The following is a 20,510-nucleotide window of genomic DNA, read 5'->3' as shown; positions in this document are numbered from 1 at the left end:
AGTTAATGTCGGCATTTTTGTATCCGGCGATCAAATAGAAACCTGTGAGAGTTTTTGTGGATTATCAAATCATTACCCAATTGAAAGACCTTGAGCGAGTTTGCCAACAAGCACGTGAAGCCGATGTCGTTATGCTTGATACGGAGTTTGTTCGTACAAGAACCTATTACCCTCAATTAGGCTTGATTCAGTTATTTGATGGTGAAACGCTGTCACTGATTGACCCTATTGCTCTTGGTGAAATGACACCATTTGTTGGATTGTTGAAAGACGCCTCTGTTCTGAAAGTGCTGCATGCTTGCGGTGAAGATTTAGAAGTGTTCCAAAACGCATTTGGCTGCACACCAACCCAAATGGTTGATACACAGATCATGGCAGCTTTCTTAGGTCATGGTTTATCAACGGGCTTTGCTGCTCTGGTTTCAGAGTTTGTCGGTGTCGATCTCGATAAAAGTGAATCTCGTACCGACTGGCTGGCGCGTCCGCTTTCTCAAAAGCAATTGGACTACGCAGCGGCAGACGTGCATTACCTAATGCCAATGTACAACAAGCTTCTAGAAAAAGTGATGGAAGCTGGCTGGTGGGAAGCGGCTCAGCAAGAGTCTGATTTACAAGTTGCCAAACGCATCCGTAAAGTAAACCCAGACACTGCCTACCTTGATATTAAAGGGGCATGGCAGCTTCAACCTAAGCAGCTAGCGATCTTACGACCTCTAGCAACTTGGCGTCTAAAAGAAGCAATCAAGCGCGATTTAGCGCTGAACTTTGTCTTCAAAGAACAAGACCTATGGGCTGTGGCGCGTTTTGCGATGAAAGATCCTAAGCACATGGAGCAAGAAGGTTTCGATTACCGCTCTGTGCGTCGCCATGGTGCGAAGATCAGCTCAATTGTAAAGTTAGCTGAACATACACCAGAAGAAGAGTACCCAGCACCAGTAGAACGTCTAATGGACTTCCCTGGCTACAAGCAACTCTTCAAAGTGCTGAAAGATGAAGTGAAAACAGCATCACAGCACAGCGGTTTGGCGACGGAATTCTTGGCATCTAAGAAGCAACTTAACCAAGTGTTAAGCTGGGTGTGGAAGCACGATCGTAACCCAGAAAAACTGCCTGATGTTATGCAAGGCTGGCGTTTAGATCTGGTTGGCGAAAAGCTGAATAAAGCGATTAAGTAACCTGTTCTTGTTCTAAGAGTTAGCCAGTTACAGATATAAAATGCAGACACAAAAAAGAGAGCCTAGGCTCTCTTTTTTATTTAATCTGCTGACTACTTACAAGATAACGAAGATCACTTATCGTCTTCTGGTAGCTTAACATTCAGCTCTAATACTGAGATGTCGTCATCTTTGTGTTCGAACGTCAGATCAACCATTGATGGATCTACCTCAACGTACTTTGCAATACACTTCAAGATGTCTTCTTTCAGTTGCGGTAAGTACGATGGAGCAGGGTCGTCATGACTGCGGCGCTCAGCAACAATGATCTGCAAACGCTCTTTAGCTAGGTTTGCGGTCGTCTTTTTCTGTGGTCTGAAAAACTCTAGTAATGACATTGCGTATTAGCCCCCGAACAGTCTTTTGAAGATGCCTTTCTTCTGTTCCGTTAAGAAACGGAAGTCCACTTGGCTACCTAGTAGTCGCTCTACAGTATCATTGTAAGCCATACCTGCGTCGGTTGCTTCGTCAAAGATAACTGGAACACCCTTGTTCGATGCATTCAGTACCGCTTGGCTCTCTGGAATCACGCCCAGTAGAGAGATGTGTAGGATCTCTTCAACGTCTTCAACACTTAGCATCTCACCTTGAGTTACGCGTGCTGGGTTGTAGCGAGTCAGTAGAAGGTGTGTTTTCACTGGCTCTAAGCCGTCTTCTGAACGACGAGATTTAGAGTCAAGAATACCTAGAATACGGTCTGAGTCGCGTACAGAAGAGACTTCAGGGTTAGTCGTTACAATCGCTTCATCAGCAAAGTACAACGCCATTAGAGCGCCTTGTTCGATACCCGCAGGAGAATCACAGATGATGAAATCAAAGCCCATTTCATCTAGCTCATCAAATACGCGACGAACACCGTCTTTGGTTAGTGCATCTTTATCACGAGTTTGAGAAGCAGGAAGAATGAACAGGTTCTCTGTGCGCTTGTCTTTGATCATCGCTTGGTTCAGCGTAGCTTCACCATTGATAACGTTAACGAAATCGTAAACGACACGACGCTCACAACCCATGATTAAATCTAGGTTACGCAGACCGATATCAAAGTCGATAACTGCGGTTTTCTTTCCTTTTAAAGCCAGACCCGAGGCAATAGCTGCACTGGAGGTCGTTTTGCCTACCCCGCCTTTACCTGACGTTACAACGATAATGCGTGCCATTCTTTTTTCCTTTTATTTCTCTTATATTGCGAGGACATCAACGTGTAATACATCGTTTGCCATACTGAACATGGTTTTCTTCTGCCAGTACTCGCTTTCAATTTGATCGCTGAGCCAGTAGTTTCCAGCAATGGAAACCAGCTCGGCTTGTAAGTCATTACAAATTATTTTTGCTTCAGTTTGACCACTTGCACCCGCAATCGCACGGCCGCGTAAAGTGCCATGAATATGGATACTGCCATCGGCAATCACTTCCGCGCCTGCACTCACATGGCTGAGTATCAATAGATCGCCATCTTTCGCATAAACCTGCTGACCAGAACGAATAGGGGTTCTAATCACTTTGATTGGTGCCATCTTCGCTGGAGCTTGAGACGGCGACTTGCTTGCCGTCATCACTGCAAAACCGGCTTCTTTAGCGAGGTTTTGCATTCGCTTATCAGAACAGCCAGCCACACCAACCGGGATCATGCCCGCTTGAGATATACCATTTTTAAGTTGCACAAAATCGATATCGCCCGCGACTTTGCTGATGTTGATAACAACAGGTGCGGCAGCGAAAAACGTAGGTGCTTGGTCTACTTTCTCTTGAAGAAAAGAGACTGCATTTTCGACTTGATCATCGGATAAGTGCAAAACAGATAGCGTAAAGCTGCTACCTTTTAGATCTGGGTTACTAGACATCGAAAAACTACAGGACCTCAATAGCGGATTGGTACAATTTCTTTATCAATAAAATAAAGGGCATTGCCTGAAACTAGGTTTATCATGTTATATTCCCAAACCAAGCACAGCAAGTAATCTTGTTGTCAAATGGACGTTTTGTTCCCAATATTTCCCTAACATAAACTATTGATCTCGCAAGTGAGAGTTTTGTAGTCATAATCAATTAAAAGGTTTGTCATGCTGTGTTCTATATATAAAAGCTCAAAGAAAGAAGGAACATACCTTTATATCCCTAAGAAGGATGATTTTTCACAAGTTCCTGACGCATTGATGCAAATGTTTGGTAAACCTAGTTTTGTAATGGTAATTAAAATGGATGGCCGTAAACTGGCTCAAGTAAACATCGAAAAAGTGAAAGAATCACTGAATACCGATGGTTTCTTTTTGCAGGTTCCGCCACCACCAGTTAACGAACTTGAGCTTCATAAAGAGCGTAAAGCTCAACAGAAATCTCAAGACGAAGAGTGATAGCCACCTCAATTCAGGGAGGAGTGATCGTTGAGTAAATTTTCGAAAACCATATTGGCTGTGTCGGCATTACTATTGGGTAACAGCCTGACCATAAGTTCAGTACAAGCTGAACAACTGAGCTTCGAGCAATATGTAGAAAAACTAAAGCAACAAGGCCGTGAAGAAGGCATCTCTGAAGCGATCATTGATGAAGCCTTTGATGGTGTAACGTTTAAGCCAAGAGCGGTGAAAGCCGACAAAAACCAACCTGAGAAAAAGCTGACTCTGGATGAATACATTCCACGAGCGGTACCAGATTGGAAAGTGAAGCAAGCTCGCTCTCTTTATAAAAAGCATTACACAGCGCTAAAGCGTATTGGTGATGAATATGGTGTTCAACCAAGATTCATTGTCGCACTATGGGGCGTTGAGAGTAACTTTGGTAAGTTCACCGGTAATTACAGTGTTATCGATGCGCTAACGACCATGGCTTACGAAGGGCGCAGAGAAGCGTTTTTCCGCAGCGAAGCAATGGCGGCGTTGAAGATTCTTGATCAAGGCCATATAGCACCAAAAGAGATGAAAGGCTCTTGGGCTGGTGCTATGGGGCAACCTCAGTTTATGCCAAGCTCATTCTTAGCGTTTGCCGCTGATGGTAATGGCGACGGTAAGAAAGATATCTGGGGCACTGAAGAAGATGTGTTTGCTTCGGCAGCCAATTACCTTAGCCAATCAGGTTGGGATGATAAGTACACTTGGGGCCGTCAGGTTCACGTACCGTCAACCGTGTCTATTGATTTGCAAGGCCGAACTGAAGAAAAAGCTAAATATCTAAAAGAGTGGTCTGAACTTGGTATTAAGCGCTACGACGATCGCCCACTGCCGACGCTTGATGAAGACATTAAAGCTTGGTTAATTATGCCGGATGATGAAACCGGACGTTCGTACCTCATTTACAACAACTACAATGTGTTAATGAAGTGGAATCGTTCTTACTACTTTGCTTTGGCAGTAAGCCACCTAGCCGACAGAATTAAGTTTGATTAATTGGCATAGCTTGCTTTTATAGCATTTGGCCTACCATAGGCAGAACGAACTAAAGGACTCTTCGGAGTCCTTTTTGATTTTATATTTTAGAGATTTGAGAAGGTGGCCTTGTGCTAACAGATAGAGCTGCACAGATGGTGATATTCCATGCGTTAATTAAGCATGAAGGCTTTACCAGTGCTGCAAAGAGCTTAAATGTTTCAGTGTCTCATATCAGCAAGCAAGTCGCTTTGCTTGAAGACTCGATAGGAATCAAGCTGGTGCAAAGGACGACACGAAGCCTCACGCTTACCGAAGCGGGAGACGTGTTCTATCAACACTGTGAGCAGCTGTTTAACACGGTGAAATCAGCTCAGATGGATATGGACAGCCAGCGCGATGATATCTCTGGAATACTGCGCGTCGGTTTGTCGCAGTCATTTGGCACGCTGCATATCATTCCCGCGATCGACCAACTCAGACAGCTTTACCCACAGCTGAGAATCGAGGTCCACTTGTTCGACTATAAGGTGGACATGATTGAAGAGCGCTTGGATCTCTGGATCACCAACAATGAAGACCTGCCTGAAGGTTACATTGCGCAGCGATTAGCCGACAGTCAGTTTGTGGTGGCTGCGTCACCGGATTATCTGATTAAGGCTGGGACGCCACATGTACCTTCCGATTTGATTGACCATAACTGTCTTATCTATCGCAGCCGTGAACGAGATTACACATCATGGGCGTTTGACAACGGGCAAGAAAACCTCAGCGTCAAAGTCGCGGGCGATTACTCAGTTGATTTGGCTGAGGCAGTACGAGACGCGGCAGTATCAGGGTGGGGCGTTGCTTATCTGGCGACTTACTTAGTGAAAGAAGAGTTTAGAACGGGAAAATTGATTCAAGTATTACCAGAGTGGAGAGCCAGTCAGCTAATGCCATTCTATGCTGTTTATCCAAGCCGAAAGAACATGCCGAAGAAGCTTTCAGCGGTGATTGAGTTCATTAAAGATCATATCGGGTCGCCGACATATTGGGACAAAAACCTTAAAACCTGCGTTGAACTGCATCGTTAACTGTTTCCTAATCTATAAATATAATTTCCACATGGAAAAAGTACGCTTTTTAATCAAAGTTAATTATTAAAATTCAATAACTTAATTATACTCATAGTTATATCGTGATTACCCCAACATCACGTTAACAACCTCAGCTTGCCGCAAACGATTTCCTCTATAGAATGCGTCGCCTTTCCTATCTATAACTTTTAGGTTGACGCACATGGCTTCCCTACTTGGAATTATCACTATTTTAGTTGCCGCTTGGTTACTATCTACGGACAGAAAAAATATTCCACTAAGAACAGTCTCTTTGGCTTTCTTATTACAAATCTCATTCGCGCTGTTGGTTCTGTATGTACCAATGGGTAAAGAAGCGTTGAATGCAGCCACGGGTGCGGTATCTAGCTTGATCAACTACGGTCAAGAGGGGATTAACTTTCTATTTGGTGGCCTAACGAATAACGGATTTGTTTTCGCGATTAATGTTCTTGGCATCATTATCTTTTTCTCTGCATTGATTTCAGGTTTGTACCACATTGGCTTTATGCCAAAGGTGATCAACCTTATTGGTGGTGCGCTACAGAAGTTCTTGGGTACAGGTCGTGCAGAATCACTGTCTGCGACTGCCAACATCTTTGTCGGCATGATTGAAGCGCCATTGGTGGTTAAACCTTACCTAAAGCACATGACGGATTCACAACTGTTTGCTGTGATGGTGTGTGGTTTGGCTTCTGTTGCTGGTGGTACGTTAGTGGGTTATGCATCGCTTGGCGTTGACTTAAACTTCCTGATCGCTGCGGCATTCATGTCTGCACCAGCCGGTCTATTGATGGCTAAAATCTTAGTACCTGGCAGCCCAGATGACGCTCAAGAAAATATTGAGTCTGATGTAGAAATTCCACGAGCAACAAACGTAGTTGAGGCAATGGCAGATGGGGCTATGTCTGGACTTCGTATTGCCGTTGCAGTGGGTGCAACACTTCTTGCCTTTATCAGTGTGATTGCAATGCTGAATGGCTTGCTAGGTATTGTTGGTGGCTGGTTTGGCGTAAACCTAAGCTTCGAAATTATCCTAGGTTATGTGTTTGCACCCGTTGCATGGCTAATCGGTGTACCGTGGTCTGAGGCTGTGGTTGCAGGTTCATTGATCGGTAACAAGATTGTCGTGAACGAGTTCGTGGCTTTCATCCAGCTAATGGATGCTAAAGAGGCACTGAGTGAGCACTCACAAGCGATCGTAACTTTTGCTCTATGTGGCTTTGCTAACATCTCTACCATGGCGATTCTGATCGGTGGTTTGGGCAGCTTAGTTCCAGAGCGTCGCTCTTTCATCTCACAATATGGCTTCAAAGCAATTTGTGCGGGTGTGTTTGCTAACTTAATGAGTGCCGCTATTGCTGGTGTTGTACTTTCTCTATAGCTAACTGATCATGGCTTTACTTCCCCTATAGTAAAGTAACTGATTAATCACAATAATATTCGGTTAGCGTGAAAAAGAGAGCCTATAGTGTAAGAACATAGGCTTTCTTATTTCATTGCATAGTTTGTACCACAGGGTGTGGTACAAACCTTTTAGGGGCACAAATGGATTTGTCGATTACTTCTTCTTTGGCGTTAATTGGACTCTTGTCTTTAGCTTGTCAGCTGCTCGGTTGGCGTTTACGTCTTCCCGCTATTCTTCCTCTCCTCATCGTCGGTCTATTGTTAGGCCCCGGCCTGAATATCCTAAATCCCGATGCCATTTTCGGTGATGTGTTGTTTCCTATGATTTCCTTAGGGGTTGCCATCATCCTGTTTGAAGGTGCATTGACCCTAAATTTCAAAGAAATCAGAGGCCATGGCCGGATGGTGACTCACCTCGTGAGTTTCGGCATGTTGATTACCTGGGCGTGTATCGTGGTGGGTGCTAATTACTTTGTGGATTTCAGTTGGCCTTTAGCGGCTCTGTTTGGTGCATTAGTCGTGGTGACGGGGCCAACGGTAATTGTGCCAATGCTACGCAGCATTCAACCTAAATCTTCCTTAAGCAGTATCTTGCGATGGGAGGGGATAGTGATTGACCCGATTGGCGCTCTGTTTGCGGTTCTCGTCTACGAGTACATTGTTTCTTCTGCCGACCCTACCGGACACGTTCTATCAGCTCTGGGCCTGACGTTAGTCATAGGTCTAGGCTTAGGGATCATCGGTGGCCATTTGATTGCCAAGATGCTGAAAGGGCATTGGGTTCCGCACTATTTGCGTAATGTTGCTGTACTGACGTTAATGCTCGCAGCGTTCTCTTTCTCGAATGACTTGAGTGAAGAGTCTGGTTTATTAACCGTGACCATCATGGGGATCTGGCTTGCCAACGTTAAAGGCTTGGATATCGAAGACATCATCGAATTCAAAGAAACCCTAACCGTGTTGCTTATTTCTGCGTTGTTTATTCTATTAGCGAGCAGGCTCGACTCCGGAACCTTCCTCTCGATAGGTTGGGGTGGGGCTGGCCTGTTAGCGGTAGTGATGCTGGTGGTGCGTCCTTTGAGTGTGTGGATCAGCGGGATCGGCACGGATCTTACCTCTGCGGATAAATGGTTTTTGAGTTGGATGGCACCACGCGGGATCGTTGCAGCCGCGGTTTCTTCTCTGTTTGCAATCAAGCTTCAAGAAAAACAATTAATTGAAGGCGCAGACCTTCTGGTGCCAATGGTGTTCTTGGTCATCATCGGTACGGTTGTGATTCAGAGCCTTACCGCGAGTTGGTGGGCGAGAAGGCTAGGTGTGACTCAAGAGAAGGCACAAGGCGTTATCTTCTTTGGTGCGACTCAGTTTTCACGCCAGTTTGCCAAAGTGCTAGCCACACATAACATCAACAGTGTGCTTGCTGATACCAACTGGGAAAGTATTCGCTTGGCGCGTATGGAAAACTTGAATGTTTATTTTGGTAACCCGGCTTCGAGCCACGCTGAAAATAATCTGGAATTGGATAGAATAGGGCGTGCGATGATCGTGTCGCCTTATCGTCAAACTAACCCGTTAGTTAGCATGCACTATCAAGACGAGTTTGGTGGAAATAAGGTGTTTGAGCTTGAATCTTCAGAGAATAAACATGAAAGGCACCAAGTGAGTCGCGATGGCAATAGAAGTCTGTTTTCGGAAGGGATCACCTATTCTAAGCTTAACTCACTGATGGCTCAGGGTAGCCAAATTAAAAGTACAGGTTTGACCGAGGCATTTGATTTAAAAGAGTTTAGCGCTCTGTACCCTAAAGCCATTCCTCTTGGGGTGATTACTGGCGGTGATTTCCGTCTAATTACACAAGGATCTGAGTTGGAAAAACTCATATCAACGGAGTGTGAGCTTATTAGTTTATTACCGCCTTCTGAACAGGTGGAAAAAGTCGAGACTCCAGATAAGTAGCAACGAGCACTTCATCAAAAGCGAGTCGCCTTGTTTCAAAGACGAATCGTTAAGCATAAAAAAGCCGCAACGTTCATTACGTTGCGGCTTTCTCATTCTATTTTTATGCGCTGCGGATTACTTCGAGTGAAATTGCTCGCAAGCGATCATGGTGTTTTCGATTAGGCTCGCAACCGTCATTGGGCCAACACCACCCGGTACTGGTGTGATGAAGCTTGCGCTTTCTTTCGCTACGTCGTATTCAACGTCACCCACTAGTTTGCCAGATTCTAAACGGTTGATACCAACATCGACCACAACAGCGCCTTTCTTAATCCAAGTGCCAGGAATGAAGTTAGGCTTACCAACGGCAACTACAACAACGTCTGCTTGACGCACGTGACCTTCAAGGTCTTTGGTGAAGCGGTGACATGTTGTCGTCGTACAACCTGCTAGAAGAAGTTCTAGCGTCATTGGGCGACCTACAATGTTTGATGCGCCAACCACAACCGCGTGTTTACCACGTAAGTCGATGTTGTAACGGTCAAGCAGCGTGATGATGCCTTTTGGCGTACAAGAGCGAAGCTTAGGCATGCGCTGAGCCAAACGGCCAACATTGTATGGGTGGAAGCCATCAACGTCTTTCTCTGGCGTGATACGCTCAAGAACGTGAGTGCTATCAATGCCTGCTGGTAGAGGCAGTTGAACAAGAATACCGTCGATCTCTGGATCGTCGTTCAGTTGGTCTACCAGTGTTAGCAATTCGTCTTCTGTCGCAGTGGCTGGCAAGTCGTAAGATTTAGATACGAAGCCAACTTCTTCACACGCTTTACGCTTACTTCCAACGTAAACCTGAGAAGCAGGGTCTTCACCCACTAAAACAACCGCTAGGCCCGGAGCGCGTAATCCAGCTTCAGTACGAGCTTTTACACGTGCAGCAACTTCGGAGCGAACCGTTTGAGAAATTAGCTTTCCATCAATATTTTGAGCAGTCATGAATTTCCTTAGTATTGATATTCAAGTTAGTGGCTGATGTTTTTGGCGCATTATTCCAGAAAATCTTTTTGATTACCATCAAGCAAACGTTTGCTTTGGTCTATTTTCCAACACTTATATGTTTGTTGCCCTTTTTTTACCCACTTAGATCAGAATGTTACATAAAGCCGTTGCTTTACTGATTCGAATTCGTATAATTCGTTCCTGTAGCGCGCCCTTAGCTCAGCTGGATAGAGCACCTCCCTTCTAAGGAGGTGGTCGAAGGTTCGAATCCTTCAGGGCGTGCCATTATTTAAAGAAACCCGATAACTCTCCGAGTTGTCGGGTTTTTTGCATTTTACACATCATAAAACACTTCTTTTCAAGCGCGACTCATTTTCTTCTGTTATTCGTTTCATTCGGCTTATGTAATAGAAAGTTAAAATTGTTCGTTTTTTGGGGTTTACATCATTTGGTAATAAAGCCACTATGAATTCACGAAGAATAGACAAGTAAAGCTATTAGCCAGTCGGTTTAGGAATCAAACCTTCTGCTCAATAGCTGATTTAGAGGAAGTAATGGCAGGAAACAGTATCGGACAACATTTCCGCGTGACCACGTTCGGAGAAAGTCACGGTATCGCACTAGGATGTATCGTAGATGGGTGCCCACCAGGATTAGAAATTACAGAAGCAGACCTTCAAAGAGATTTGGATCGTCGTCGCCCTGGTACTTCTCGTTATACAACGGCTCGCCGTGAAGCGGATGAAGTGAAAATCTTATCAGGTGTATTTGAAGGCCAAACTACGGGCACTTCTATTGGTCTATTGATTGAAAATACAGACCAACGCTCTAAAGACTATTCCGAAATTAAAGACAAGTTCCGCCCTGGACACGCTGACTATACCTATCATCAAAAGTACGGTGTGCGTGATTACCGAGGTGGTGGTCGTTCTTCAGCTCGTGAAACTGCAATGCGTGTAGCGGCAGGTGCCATTGCGAAGAAATACCTAAAACAAGAATTTGGTGTTGAAATCCAAGCTTACCTTTCTCAAATGGGTGATATCTCAATTGATAAAGTGGATTGGAACGAGATTGAAAACAACGCTTTCTTCTGCCCAGATGCCGACAAAGTACCGGAATTTGACCAACTGATTCGTGACTTGCTAAAAGAAGGCAACTCGATCGGTGCGAAGATTCAAGTGGTTGCGACTAAAGTGCCTGTAGGCCTTGGTGAGCCAATCTTTGATCGTCTAGATGCAGACATCGCGCATGCTCTAATGAGCATCAATGCGGTGAAAGGTGTTGAGATTGGTGATGGCTTTGATGTGGTTAATCAACGCGGTAGTGAACACCGTGATCCATTAACTCCAGAAGGTTTCAGCAGCAACCATGCTGGCGGTATCTTAGGTGGTATTTCTACTGGCCAAGATATTGTGGCAAGCATTGCGCTTAAACCAACATCAAGCATTACCGTTCCTGGTGACACGATCACTAAAGACGGTGAAGCAACGCAGCTAATCACTAAAGGTCGTCATGATCCATGTGTGGGTATTCGTGCTGTGCCGATCGCAGAAGCAATGTTAGCGATTGTATTGCTTGATCACTTGCTACGTCACCGTGGTCAAAACTTTGGTGTGACAACTGAAACGCCAAAAATCTAGTTCTGCTTCGTTTAATTCAGAACAGATTTGATAAAAACAAAAAGGGTTGCTTTCGTAATGAAGCAACCCTTTTTATATTGTGCGTAATTGAGAATATATTATCTAATGTACCGAGCTTTCCGGATCAAGCTGGAACGAAGGTAAACGCCACTTGAATCGCACGGCCGCCATGCGCAGCAAGTAACCCACCACAAGCGTAACAATCGTCGCGGTTACGTCGTTGATGCCAAGCTCAAGCAAACCGAGGTACAAACCTGAAGCGACAAGTGCGACAGACGCATACAGCTCTTCATGCAATACCAATGGTGTTTGACGACAGATAAGGTCGCGTAGCAAGCCACCAAAGACACCAGTCACCAGTGCCGATACCATGCAAATCATCGGGTGCAGACCCATAGTCATCGCTACTTTGGTACCAATGATACTGAATACAATTAGGCCTAAGGCATCCAAGCGAATAAATAAACCTTTTAGCTTGATAACCCATTTAGCCAGTCCGGTTGTAATAACACCTGCGATACAGGTGATGGCCAGATACTGCGGGTTTTCAACCCAACCTAAAGGATAATGGCCAAGTAAGATATCTCGCACCGTACCGCCGCCAATTGCCGTTGCACTCGCAACCAACATTACACCAAACCAATCCATTTTTTGTTTGCCAGCACTGAGAGCGCCGGTCATGGCTTCTGCCGTGATGCCAATGATATACAAAACACTTAGTAGCATTGCTGTAGCTCTATAATTTAGGTCTATAAACTCGAGTCTTATAGGCCTTAGGGATATAAAATGAAGCGCGAGTGTAGTAGTAAAAATGCTTGTTGACGAATGAATATTTGTACCGTGAATGGGCGTTTCAGATTAGCTAAACTAATCATTCACCTTAAAGTGGTGTAATCTGGGAATGGCAATCGATTGTCACTGCAAAGTATAATGGCGAACCCGATATCATTACGCTTGATAGGGCTTTACCGGGCGCTTAAAAAAACGCAAAATGCTCCAGTTCTTTTTACTTAAATTTGATTTTATGACACACCAATACTCAGACATTATCGATATCTTCAATCAGACCTTTTTTGAAAGCTTTAATACCAAACTAGAGCTAGGGGCTGATGAGCCTATCTATTTGCCTGCTGATGATACTATCCCACATCATCGAATCGTGTTTGCACGTGGCTTTTATGCCTCTGCACTCCATGAGATCGCACACTGGTGCGTCGCTGGGCCTGAACGTCGTTTGTTGGAAGATTTTGGCTATTGGTATGAGCCTGATGGTCGAACTGAGGCGGTTCAAGCTGAGTTTGAAAAAGTAGAAATTCGCCCACAAGCGTATGAATGGATCATTGCGATGAGTGCGGGCTTTCCTTTTAATGTCAGCTGTGACAATCTACACGGCGATTTTGAGCCAGATCGTTTGGCCTTTATGAATAAAGTACACAGTGAAGTCATGGGTATCTTTGAAGCTGGTCTTCCGCCTCGCGTGAAAATGCTCTCTGAAGCATTGCGCAGCTTCTACGATGTAGAACCTTTATGTACTAGCCAATTTATTGTGAAATAAGAGAATATTATGATTATCGAATTTGAAGAAAAACTACTTGAAGTAATTGATGCTCGCATTGAAAACGCATCAGACGATGAACTGTTTGCTGGTGGTTACTTACGTGGTCATATTTCTCTTTCTGTGGCTTCATGTGAAGAAGAAGGCATTGAAGATGTGGCTGAAGTAAAAGCTCGCATTGAAAAGAGTCTAGACGACGCTCGCTCTGAACTCACGCCTGCAGACCGTACCATCGTGAATGACCTTTGGGTTGAACTGCAAAACCAAGCTTAATCGCTGGTTGTTTATCATTATCCGCTCAGTCCCTTCCTTTTCATTTTGCTGAGCAGTGAATAGTTTGAGACTCATTCGAAATTTTTGAATGAGTCAGTTCAATCCTTGTGATGGTTCCATTTTCTGACTACGTTATTCTAATCCCACTTAACGGAATTACAGAAAAGGTCACATCATGAAAGTTATCGCATTCGGCGCAAGCACAAGCTCTACCTCTATCAACAAAACTCTAGCAACTTACGCAGCTAACTTGATTGAAGGTGCTGAAGTTAAAGTTCTAAACATCAACGATTACAACGTTCATATGTTCAGTGAAGACACTGAAAAAGAGATCGGCCAAGCAGAAGGTGCGCAAGCATTCCTACGCGACCTAGCAGAAGCTGATGCGTTTGTTATCTCTTTTGCTGAGCACAACGGCCACTACCCAGCCGCGTACAAAAACCTATTTGATTGGGCGACACGCATTGATCGCTCTGTGTTTGGCGAGAAGCCTGCGGTTTATCTAGCGACTTCACCTGGGCCAGGCGGCGCACAAACTGTACTGGGCGCAGCAACAGGTTCAGCACCATACTTTGGCGGTAACGTAAAAGCGTCAGTTTCAGTTCCAAGCTTCTACGATAACTTTGATTTTGAGTCTGGCTCTATCAGCAACGAAGAGATTGCTCAGCAGATCAAAGACGCGGTTGCTAAGCTGTAAACATCGAGCAGTTTAAAAAATCGTTTTAAAACAACACGATTAACAAAAAGCCCGAGGGACATAACGTCGCTCGGGCTTTTTAGCTTTTAGTTTCAGGTATTTCCAATATTCAGATGTTTTAGATGTTCAGAATAGTTGAACTAGAAACTACTGGTTTGTTTTTGAATGCTTGTCAGCAACCCATCCAGCCGTTAGTGCCTTGCCTTTACGCAGTCTACGCACCCACATTCTGCTTGGGTGGATGGCTTCTAGTACATCGACAGGTAAAGGCAGTGGATCGCCACAAATTTGTGACGCTAAAACCTCTGCCAGTAATGGCGCAGAGCTCAAGCCACGTGAGCCTAATCCGATAAAACAGTATAGGTTAGGGAAGCTTGTTACCGTTTCAACATCCTCAACCGAGTCACGCTGAGGGTTGAAGTTGTGCAGGTCTTGGTATTGCTCTTTGATTGATTCGAAATTGCCGACATTGCCGACAAAGGGTAAGTGGTCACGGCTTACGCTTCGAATCCCTTGGCGCGCTAGGTTGTCACTGGTGTCGACATCTTTTGTCCATGCTTGGTCTGGTAGCGACCCATGCAGGCGCTCGCCATTGTGCTGCTGAACCTCAATATCAAATTCTTGGTCGATATTGGTCTTGTCGTAGTTCGCACCAATACAGTGGTGTCCATTGTTTGGGTTTTGTGGCGTTAAGTAGCCATCAAAGCACAACACGGTTTTTAGCTGGCTGAGATTTTCCGTGGTCGGAATATGGCTTACTTGGCCTTTAACCGGAGTCAGTGGAACTGGCTGAGTTTGTTCAAACTGAGTGAACTTGTGTCCGTTCGCGACAACTACTTGGTCGTGCTTGGTTTGAATCTCACCTTGTGGTGCTTCAATCGTCAACAACCATTGTTGTTCAGCTTCGAGCCACTCAAGTTGAGTCACTTGATGTTGATATTGTGCGCTCATTTGGTTGCTCTCTTCTAACTTGCCAATCAAACCTTGAGTAAGTTGAAGAGGGCTCAACCAGCCACCCAGTGGAAAGTAAACACTCTCTTTATCGACCGGTAAGCCAATCTCTTCGTTGGCTTGGTCTGGCGTTAAACGCTGAATCAGGTCTGTGTGAAAGTTGCCTTCCAACATGCGGTTGAGCTTTTTAGTGGAGCCTTCGTCCCACATCAAAATGTTTACGCCGCACCAGCTGTGATCAAATTGGACAGACTGCGCCGCTTGATTAATAAATTGACGAGCAAACAGTAACCCTGGGCCAAATATGCGAGACACGTTCGAGGTTGCTTCACTTAACAACGGGTAAATCGCACCTTGGTTGTTACCTGAGGCATTGCCCGCAGCTTGTGGGTGTGCACAATAAAGGGTGATGTTTTTACCACGACGGCTTAGTGTTTTGGCTAATGCAGCACTGGCTACGCCACCACCAATAATCGCAATGTCCTGTGATTCTCTGTGTTGAGCGAGGCCATACCAAGGTTTGATGTTGGTGTGAACATGCTTCTCGCCAAGTCGACCGGCGATCATTTCTCGCTTAGTACCAAAGCCTTTAACCTTCTTCATCTGAAAGCCAGCTTCAATCAACCCGCGACGAACAAAGCCAGCAGCGGTGAAAGTGGCGCAACTACAATCTTGCTTAGCGAGCTTGGACATGCCGTTGAATAGGTTTTGATTCCACATCTCTGGGTTCTTGCTCGGAGCAAAACCGTCTAAGAACCAAGCATCAACCAAACCTTCATGTGGGGTTGGTACGTTAGGCATGCAATCTTTAATATCGCCAAACCACAAATCAAGCGTGATTGCACCGTCGCCCAGCACAATGCGGTGACATTCAGGTAGAGCGATAGGGTAGTGTTCTTGGAGTTGCGTCGCATACTCGGCTAATTCTGGCCACGATTGGTGTGCTTTGATGAGATCCTCTTTATTTAAAGGATATTTTTCAAAACTGATGAAATGTAACTCTTTGGTCATCGCTTGTGGGTTATCTTTAACAAAAGCATCGAACCATTGCCAAACTGCAAGAAAGTTCAAACCTGTGCCAAAGCCGGTTTCAGCAATCACAAAGCGGCGTTGTTCATGTTCAAGCCAACGCTCTGGAAGGTGGTTTTGCTTTAAAAAGACGTAGCGAGTTTCTTCTAAACCGTTAACATTGGAGAAGTAAACGTCGTCAAATTGGTCTGAAACTGGCGTGCCAGACTCATTCCATTCCAGTTCTGCATTAGTAATTGAGGTCATAAAATCTATCATTTTGTGATTTGAAGCGATATGTTGGTAGGGATTGTACGAATTTCTAGGAAAGCTGACCACTTTTGTTAGGCTTCTTAGTTATCATCTAGCTGAATTTAGAATTATAGGAATGTCACATGAAACGAGTCGTAATCACCGGTATGGGTATTGTTTCAAGTATCGGTAACAACGTCGAAGAAGTTTTAGCATCACTGAAAGAGGGTAAATCTGGTATTACCGCTTCAGAGCAGTTCAAGGAAAATGGCTTGCGCTCTCAAGTATGGGGTAACCTAAAAATGAACCCTGCTGACCATATCGATCGCAAAAAAATGCGCTTTATGGGTGATGCGGCGGCATTCGCTTATCTTTCAATGGAGCAAGCAATTGCTGATTCTGGTTTAACTGAAGATCAAGTATCTAATGACCGCACGGGTATCGTTGCGGGTTCAGGTGGTGCTTCATCTCTAAACCAAGTAAACGCGGTAGACATCATCCGTGAGAAAGGCGTGAAGCGCGTTGGTCCATACATGGTTCCACGTACAATGGCTTCTACGGTTTCTGCTTGTCTAGCAACTCCTTTCAAAATCCGTGGTGTGAACTACTCAATGAGCTCTGCATGTGCAACATCTGCACACTGTATTGGTCACGCAATGGAGCTTATCCAACTTGGTAAGCAAGACGTTGTATTCGCTGGTGGCGGTGAAGAACTGGATTGGTCTCTGACTATGATGTTCGACGCAATGGGCGCACTTTCTACTAAGTACAACGACACACCAGAACTGGCTTCTCGTACCTACGATGCAGACCGTGATGGTTTCGTTATCTCTGGTGGCGGCGGCATGCTAGTTATCGAAGAGCTTGAGCACGCTGTTGCTCGTGGCGCAAAAATCTACGGTGAAATCGTAGGCTACGGCGCAACTTCAGATGGCTACGACATGGTTGCTCCTTCTGGTGAAGGTGCGGTTCGTTGTATGAAGATGGCAATGCAAAACGTTGATGGCGTTGACTACGTGAACACTCACGGTACTTCAACTCCAGTTGGCGACGTGAAAGAGCTTGGTGCTATCCAAGAAGTATTTGGTGGCAACAGCCCAGCAATTTCTGCAACTAAAGCGATGACAGGTCATGCTCTAGGTGCTGCTGGCGTACACGAAGCAATTTACTCAACGCTAATGCTAGATAACGGCTTTATCGCTCCAAGCATTAACGTTTCGAACCTAGACGAAGCTGCTGCTGGCCTAGACATCGTAACTGAAGCTCGTGATCAAGAGCTAACAACGGTTATGTCTAACAGCTTTGGTTTCGGCGGTACGAACGCAACGCTAGTAATCAAAAAGTACCAAGCTTAACTTAGGCTTGAGTTACAGAGACAAGGTTAATCGTTAAAGGGTTGCGCTAGTGCAGATTCAACACGCACAGGTCACCCAGTAATAATGACCATCAGAACAAAGTTTTTAGACGCAGGTTGGTAAACGTGTTTTTTAAACATAGTTTTTAAATCTGGGTTTAGAAATTGAAAGGTTTCCAGAGCTTGACCAGTACTGACCTTGGTTAGTACTGGTTGAACAGACGCAAGACTCTGTCTCCTGGAGAGCGAGATAGGATCCTTTTGTTCTGGATGTTTGCCCGATTGTTTATTCAATCGGGCATTTTTCGTTTTAGGCTTGGATAATAAAATCAGATTAGGGTAGTTAATCCTCATCTCAACAAGCCTTTAATCATAATGTATTCCAATTGCTACTCGACACCGTGTGTGGAATTTTGCACAATCATTTCAATTCACATTTAGGTCGATAGACCCCAACAAAAGTACTCGCCAAATGAAAATCTTAATCGACGAAAATATGCCTTACGCTGAAGCGCTATTTAGCCAGCTAGGGGAAGTGACAATGAAGTCTGGTCGCACATTAACTGCGGACGACCTAGTTGACGTAGACGCATTGATGATTCGCTCTGTTACTAAGGTAAACGAGTCATTGATCAGCAAAGCCAATAAGCTGAAGTTTGTCGGTACTGCGACGGCTGGTATGGATCATGTTGACCAAGAATTGATGAAAGAGCGTGGCATCTTCTTTACTGCGGCGCCTGGCTGTAACAAGGTGGGTGTTGCTGAGTACGCGTTCAGTGCGATGATGGTGCTTGCGCAGCAACAAGGCTTCTCTGTTTTTGATAAAACGGTTGGTATTATCGGCTGTGGTCAAGTGGGCAGTTACTTAGCGAAGTGCCTTGAAGGTATTGGTATCAAAGTTCTGCTGAACGACCCTCTAAAACAGCAAGAGGGTGATACTCGCGAATTTACTGAGCTAGAAACTCTGCTTGAGCAATCAGACGTTATTACATTGCATACACCGATCACTAAGACGGGTGAGTTTCCAACGCATCACTTGATCAATGAGCAAGTGCTGAACAACTTACGTGCTGACCAAATTCTGATTAATGCAGCTCGCGGTCCTGTGGTTGATAACCAAGCGCTAAAAGCTCGCCTGCAAAAAGCCGATGGTTTTACTGCAGTGCTTGATGTGTTTGAGTTTGAACCTGAAGTCGACTTTGAGCTTCTTCCGTTACTTGCTTTTGCAACGCCTCACGTAGCGGGCTACGGTTTAGAGGGTAAAGCGCGTGGTACCACGATGATCTTCAATAGTTATTGTGAGTTTTTAGGTACTGAACAGCGTGCGTATGCAAGCGACTTATTGCCGACAGCGCCTGTACCTCAAATGAAATTAGATAGAGCTTGGGATGAAGCAACACTGCACAATTTGACTCAGTTGATCTATGATGTGCGCAAAGACGACGCCTTATTCCGTCGCAATATCGCTACGCCGGGTTCTTTTGACAAGATGCGTAAAGAATATTGGGACCGTAGAGAGTACAGTGCAGTCGAGTTAACGGGCGACGAATCTTGTAATTTAACGCCGTTATCTAAACTCGGTTTTATGGTAAAGCCAACTTTATAAAAGAGAGAAACAATGAGCCAAGAATTTAATATTGCTATTTTAGGTGCGACTGGTGCGGTTGGTGAAACCATTCTTGAAGTACTTAAAGAGCGTAAATTCCCTGTCGGTGAAATGCACTTACTAGCAAGTGAACGTAGTGAAGGCAAAACTTCCCGTTTTAACGGCAAAACAATACAAGTACAAAACGTAGAAGACTTCGATTGGTCTCAAGTACATATTGCGTTTTTCTCTGCAGGTAGCGAGCTTTCGGAGCGCTGGGCTCCAATTGCAGCTGATGAAGGTGTTGTTGTTATCGATAATACATCACGTTTCCGTTACGAATACGATGTTCCTCTGGTTGTGCCTGAGGTGAACCCTGAAGCAATTGCTGAGTTCCGTAACCGTAACATCATCGCGAACCCTAACTGCTCGACTATTCAAATGGTAGTCGCTCTGAAACCAATTCACGATGAAGTGGGCCTTGAGCGTATTAACGTTTCAACTTACCAATCTGTGTCTGGTGCAGGTAAGCCTGGTATCGATGAGCTAGCGGGTCAAACGGCTAAGCTTCTTAATGGTATGCCAGCTGAAAATTCAGCGTTCTCACAGCAGATCGCGTTTAACTGTATTCCTCAAATCGATGAATTTACAGAGAACGGCTACACGCGTGAAGAGATGAAGATGGTTTGGGAAACTCAAAAAATCTTTGCTGACTCTTCAATCACAGTGAACCCGACTTGTGTTCGCGTACCAGTATTCTATGGTCACGCAGAATCTCTGCACATTGAAACTCGCGCGCCAATCGGTGCAGAACAAGTGGTTCAGCTTCTAGAGAACACAGAAGGTGTTGAAGTATTCCAAGCGCTAGACTTCCCAACTCAAGTTCGTGATGCAGGTGGTAAAGACCACGTAATGGTTGGTCGTATTCGTAACGACATCAGCCATCACAGCGGCGTGAACATGTGGGTTGTCGCTGATAACGTTCGTAAAGGCGCAGCAACAAACGCAGTTCAAATCGCTGAAGTTCTGATTCGCGATTACTTCTAAGCTTTATTGCTTTGATAAACAAGCCTCACTCTTTAGTGGGGCTTTTTTAATCGATTAAAAATATTGTTAGTCAAATTGTGTGAAATTGCTGCGAATATTGTTGCTGCAACACATTTTTTGTTTTCATCTCTATAGTT

General features: G+C 44.9%; 19 protein-coding genes and 1 tRNA gene. 14 read left to right on the top strand and 6 right to left on the bottom strand.

Annotation, left to right across the window (positions count from 1 at the left end; genetic code table 11):
• Window positions 1–56: 56 nt before the first annotated feature.
• Window positions 57–1,175 (top strand): ribonuclease D, encoded by a 1,119-nt coding sequence (gene rnd / locus AC3CH3_RS10970; protein WP_488537149.1) that lies wholly within the window; start codon window positions 57–59, stop codon window positions 1,173–1,175.
• Window positions 1,176–1,288: 113 nt separating this feature from the next.
• Here rnd and minE read toward each other — a convergent pair whose 3' ends face one another.
• Genes minE through minC form a run of 3 tightly spaced genes read right to left on the bottom strand, consistent with a single transcriptional unit; the run spans window position 1,289 to window position 3,055 of the window.
• Window positions 1,289–1,552, bottom strand: coding sequence for a cell division topological specificity factor MinE (minE, locus tag AC3CH3_RS10965; RefSeq protein ID WP_004737949.1), 264 nt, complete (start codon window positions 1,550–1,552; stop codon window positions 1,289–1,291).
• 6 nt (window positions 1,553–1,558) lie between these two features.
• Window positions 1,559–2,371: a septum site-determining protein MinD gene (minD, locus tag AC3CH3_RS10960; RefSeq protein ID WP_009848498.1), complete on the bottom strand. Its 813-nt coding sequence runs from the start codon at window positions 2,369–2,371 to the stop codon at window positions 1,559–1,561.
• A gap of 21 nt (window positions 2,372–2,392) precedes the next feature.
• Window positions 2,393–3,055 (bottom strand): septum site-determining protein MinC, encoded by a 663-nt coding sequence (gene minC, locus AC3CH3_RS10955; RefSeq protein ID WP_017063419.1) that lies wholly within the window; start codon window positions 3,053–3,055, stop codon window positions 2,393–2,395.
• Between the two features lie 219 nt (window positions 3,056–3,274).
• On the opposite strand from minC, the gene AC3CH3_RS10950 reads away from it, so the two are divergent.
• From AC3CH3_RS10950 to AC3CH3_RS10930, 5 genes are all read left to right on the top strand, one after another.
• On the top strand, window positions 3,275–3,565 hold the full coding sequence (locus AC3CH3_RS10950; RefSeq protein WP_017062372.1) for a YcgL domain-containing protein: 291 nt from the start codon (window positions 3,275–3,277) through the stop codon (window positions 3,563–3,565).
• 30 nt (window positions 3,566–3,595) lie between these two features.
• Window positions 3,596–4,594, top strand: a complete 999-nt coding sequence (locus tag AC3CH3_RS10945) for a lytic murein transglycosylase (protein ID WP_488537148.1) — start codon at window positions 3,596–3,598, stop codon at window positions 4,592–4,594.
• A 134-nt stretch (window positions 4,595–4,728) separates the two neighbouring features.
• Complete coding sequence (locus AC3CH3_RS10940) at window positions 4,729–5,649, top strand: LysR family transcriptional regulator (RefSeq protein ID WP_080967320.1); 921 nt, start codon at window positions 4,729–4,731, stop codon at window positions 5,647–5,649.
• Window positions 5,650–5,854: 205 nt separating this feature from the next.
• Window positions 5,855–7,054, top strand: coding sequence for a NupC/NupG family nucleoside CNT transporter (locus AC3CH3_RS10935; RefSeq protein WP_488537147.1), 1,200 nt, complete (start codon window positions 5,855–5,857; stop codon window positions 7,052–7,054).
• Window positions 7,055–7,218: 164 nt separating this feature from the next.
• Window positions 7,219–9,033: a cation:proton antiporter gene (locus tag AC3CH3_RS10930; RefSeq protein WP_488537146.1), complete on the top strand. Its 1,815-nt coding sequence runs from the start codon at window positions 7,219–7,221 to the stop codon at window positions 9,031–9,033.
• 117 nt (window positions 9,034–9,150) lie between these two features.
• Here the strand turns inward: AC3CH3_RS10930 and folD are convergent, their stop codons facing one another.
• Window positions 9,151–10,008, bottom strand: coding sequence for a bifunctional methylenetetrahydrofolate dehydrogenase/methenyltetrahydrofolate cyclohydrolase FolD (gene folD / locus AC3CH3_RS10925; RefSeq protein WP_488537145.1), 858 nt, complete (start codon window positions 10,006–10,008; stop codon window positions 9,151–9,153).
• A gap of 211 nt (window positions 10,009–10,219) precedes the next feature.
• Here folD and AC3CH3_RS10920 point away from each other — a divergent pair.
• Both AC3CH3_RS10920 and aroC read left to right on the top strand, forming a co-directional pair.
• Window positions 10,220–10,296 (top strand) — tRNA-Arg (locus AC3CH3_RS10920).
• Window positions 10,297–10,565: 269 nt separating this feature from the next.
• Window positions 10,566–11,651, top strand: a complete 1,086-nt coding sequence (aroC, locus tag AC3CH3_RS10915) for a chorismate synthase (protein ID WP_004734182.1) — start codon at window positions 10,566–10,568, stop codon at window positions 11,649–11,651.
• A gap of 102 nt (window positions 11,652–11,753) precedes the next feature.
• Here aroC and AC3CH3_RS10910 read toward each other — a convergent pair whose 3' ends face one another.
• Window positions 11,754–12,377: a trimeric intracellular cation channel family protein gene (locus AC3CH3_RS10910; RefSeq protein ID WP_004734183.1), complete on the bottom strand. Its 624-nt coding sequence runs from the start codon at window positions 12,375–12,377 to the stop codon at window positions 11,754–11,756.
• 298 nt (window positions 12,378–12,675) lie between these two features.
• On the opposite strand from AC3CH3_RS10910, the gene AC3CH3_RS10905 reads away from it, so the two are divergent.
• The 3 genes from AC3CH3_RS10905 (at window position 12,676) to AC3CH3_RS10895 (ending at window position 14,176) form a co-directional block, all read left to right on the top strand.
• Complete coding sequence (locus AC3CH3_RS10905) at window positions 12,676–13,206, top strand: elongation factor P hydroxylase (RefSeq protein WP_488537144.1); 531 nt, start codon at window positions 12,676–12,678, stop codon at window positions 13,204–13,206.
• A 9-nt stretch (window positions 13,207–13,215) separates the two neighbouring features.
• A complete protein-coding gene (locus AC3CH3_RS10900; RefSeq protein WP_017632537.1) occupies window positions 13,216–13,479 on the top strand; it encodes a YfcL family protein in 264 nt (87 codons plus the stop codon).
• Between the two features lie 175 nt (window positions 13,480–13,654).
• On the top strand, window positions 13,655–14,176 hold the full coding sequence (locus AC3CH3_RS10895) for an NADPH-dependent FMN reductase (RefSeq protein WP_488537143.1): 522 nt from the start codon (window positions 13,655–13,657) through the stop codon (window positions 14,174–14,176).
• Between the two features lie 147 nt (window positions 14,177–14,323).
• On the opposite strand, the gene mnmC is transcribed toward AC3CH3_RS10895, so the two are convergent.
• A complete protein-coding gene (gene mnmC, locus AC3CH3_RS10890) occupies window positions 14,324–16,474 on the bottom strand; it encodes a bifunctional tRNA (5-methylaminomethyl-2-thiouridine)(34)-methyltransferase MnmC2/FAD-dependent 5-carboxymethylaminomethyl-2-thiouridine(34) oxidoreductase MnmC1 (protein WP_488537142.1) in 2,151 nt (716 codons plus the stop codon).
• A 56-nt stretch (window positions 16,475–16,530) separates the two neighbouring features.
• On the opposite strand from mnmC, the gene fabB reads away from it, so the two are divergent.
• From fabB to AC3CH3_RS10875, 3 genes are all read left to right on the top strand, one after another.
• Window positions 16,531–17,742: a beta-ketoacyl-ACP synthase I gene (gene fabB / locus AC3CH3_RS10885; protein ID WP_017062353.1), complete on the top strand. Its 1,212-nt coding sequence runs from the start codon at window positions 16,531–16,533 to the stop codon at window positions 17,740–17,742.
• A gap of 471 nt (window positions 17,743–18,213) precedes the next feature.
• A complete protein-coding gene (locus tag AC3CH3_RS10880) occupies window positions 18,214–19,347 on the top strand; it encodes a 4-phosphoerythronate dehydrogenase (protein ID WP_048611503.1) in 1,134 nt (377 codons plus the stop codon).
• A 12-nt stretch (window positions 19,348–19,359) separates the two neighbouring features.
• Window positions 19,360–20,373, top strand: coding sequence for an aspartate-semialdehyde dehydrogenase (locus AC3CH3_RS10875; RefSeq protein ID WP_017062350.1), 1,014 nt, complete (start codon window positions 19,360–19,362; stop codon window positions 20,371–20,373).
• Window positions 20,374–20,510 lie beyond the last annotated feature (137 nt).

This window comes from Vibrio sp. QJM3NY_35 (assembly GCF_057785915.1).
This window is presented reverse-complemented; position numbering and strand designations above follow the sequence as displayed.

Excerpts from the sequence above, each read along its gene's own strand:
- minE (WP_004737949.1), bottom strand. The coding sequence starts at position 1,552 with ATGTCATTACTAGAGTTTTTCAGACCACAGAAAAAGACGACCGCAAAC.
- minD (WP_009848498.1), bottom strand. The coding sequence starts at position 2,371 with ATGGCACGCATTATCGTTGTAACGTCAGGTAAAGGCGGGGTAGGCAAA.
- minC (WP_017063419.1), bottom strand. The coding sequence starts at position 3,055 with ATGTCTAGTAACCCAGATCTAAAAGGTAGCAGCTTTACGCTATCTGTT.
- AC3CH3_RS10950 (WP_017062372.1), top strand. The coding sequence starts at position 3,275 with ATGCTGTGTTCTATATATAAAAGCTCAAAGAAAGAAGGAACATACCTT.
- AC3CH3_RS10940 (WP_080967320.1), top strand. The coding sequence starts at position 4,729 with ATGGTGATATTCCATGCGTTAATTAAGCATGAAGGCTTTACCAGTGCT.
- AC3CH3_RS10935 (WP_488537147.1), top strand. The coding sequence starts at position 5,855 with ATGGCTTCCCTACTTGGAATTATCACTATTTTAGTTGCCGCTTGGTTA.
- AC3CH3_RS10930 (WP_488537146.1), top strand. The coding sequence starts at position 7,219 with ATGGATTTGTCGATTACTTCTTCTTTGGCGTTAATTGGACTCTTGTCT.
- folD (WP_488537145.1), bottom strand. The coding sequence starts at position 10,008 with ATGACTGCTCAAAATATTGATGGAAAGCTAATTTCTCAAACGGTTCGC.
- aroC (WP_004734182.1), top strand. The coding sequence starts at position 10,566 with ATGGCAGGAAACAGTATCGGACAACATTTCCGCGTGACCACGTTCGGA.
- AC3CH3_RS10910 (WP_004734183.1), bottom strand. The coding sequence starts at position 12,377 with ATGCTACTAAGTGTTTTGTATATCATTGGCATCACGGCAGAAGCCATG.
- AC3CH3_RS10905 (WP_488537144.1), top strand. The coding sequence starts at position 12,676 with ATGACACACCAATACTCAGACATTATCGATATCTTCAATCAGACCTTT.
- AC3CH3_RS10900 (WP_017632537.1), top strand. The coding sequence starts at position 13,216 with ATGATTATCGAATTTGAAGAAAAACTACTTGAAGTAATTGATGCTCGC.
- AC3CH3_RS10895 (WP_488537143.1), top strand. The coding sequence starts at position 13,655 with ATGAAAGTTATCGCATTCGGCGCAAGCACAAGCTCTACCTCTATCAAC.
- fabB (WP_017062353.1), top strand. The coding sequence starts at position 16,531 with ATGAAACGAGTCGTAATCACCGGTATGGGTATTGTTTCAAGTATCGGT.
- AC3CH3_RS10880 (WP_048611503.1), top strand. The coding sequence starts at position 18,214 with ATGAAAATCTTAATCGACGAAAATATGCCTTACGCTGAAGCGCTATTT.
- AC3CH3_RS10875 (WP_017062350.1), top strand. The coding sequence starts at position 19,360 with ATGAGCCAAGAATTTAATATTGCTATTTTAGGTGCGACTGGTGCGGTT.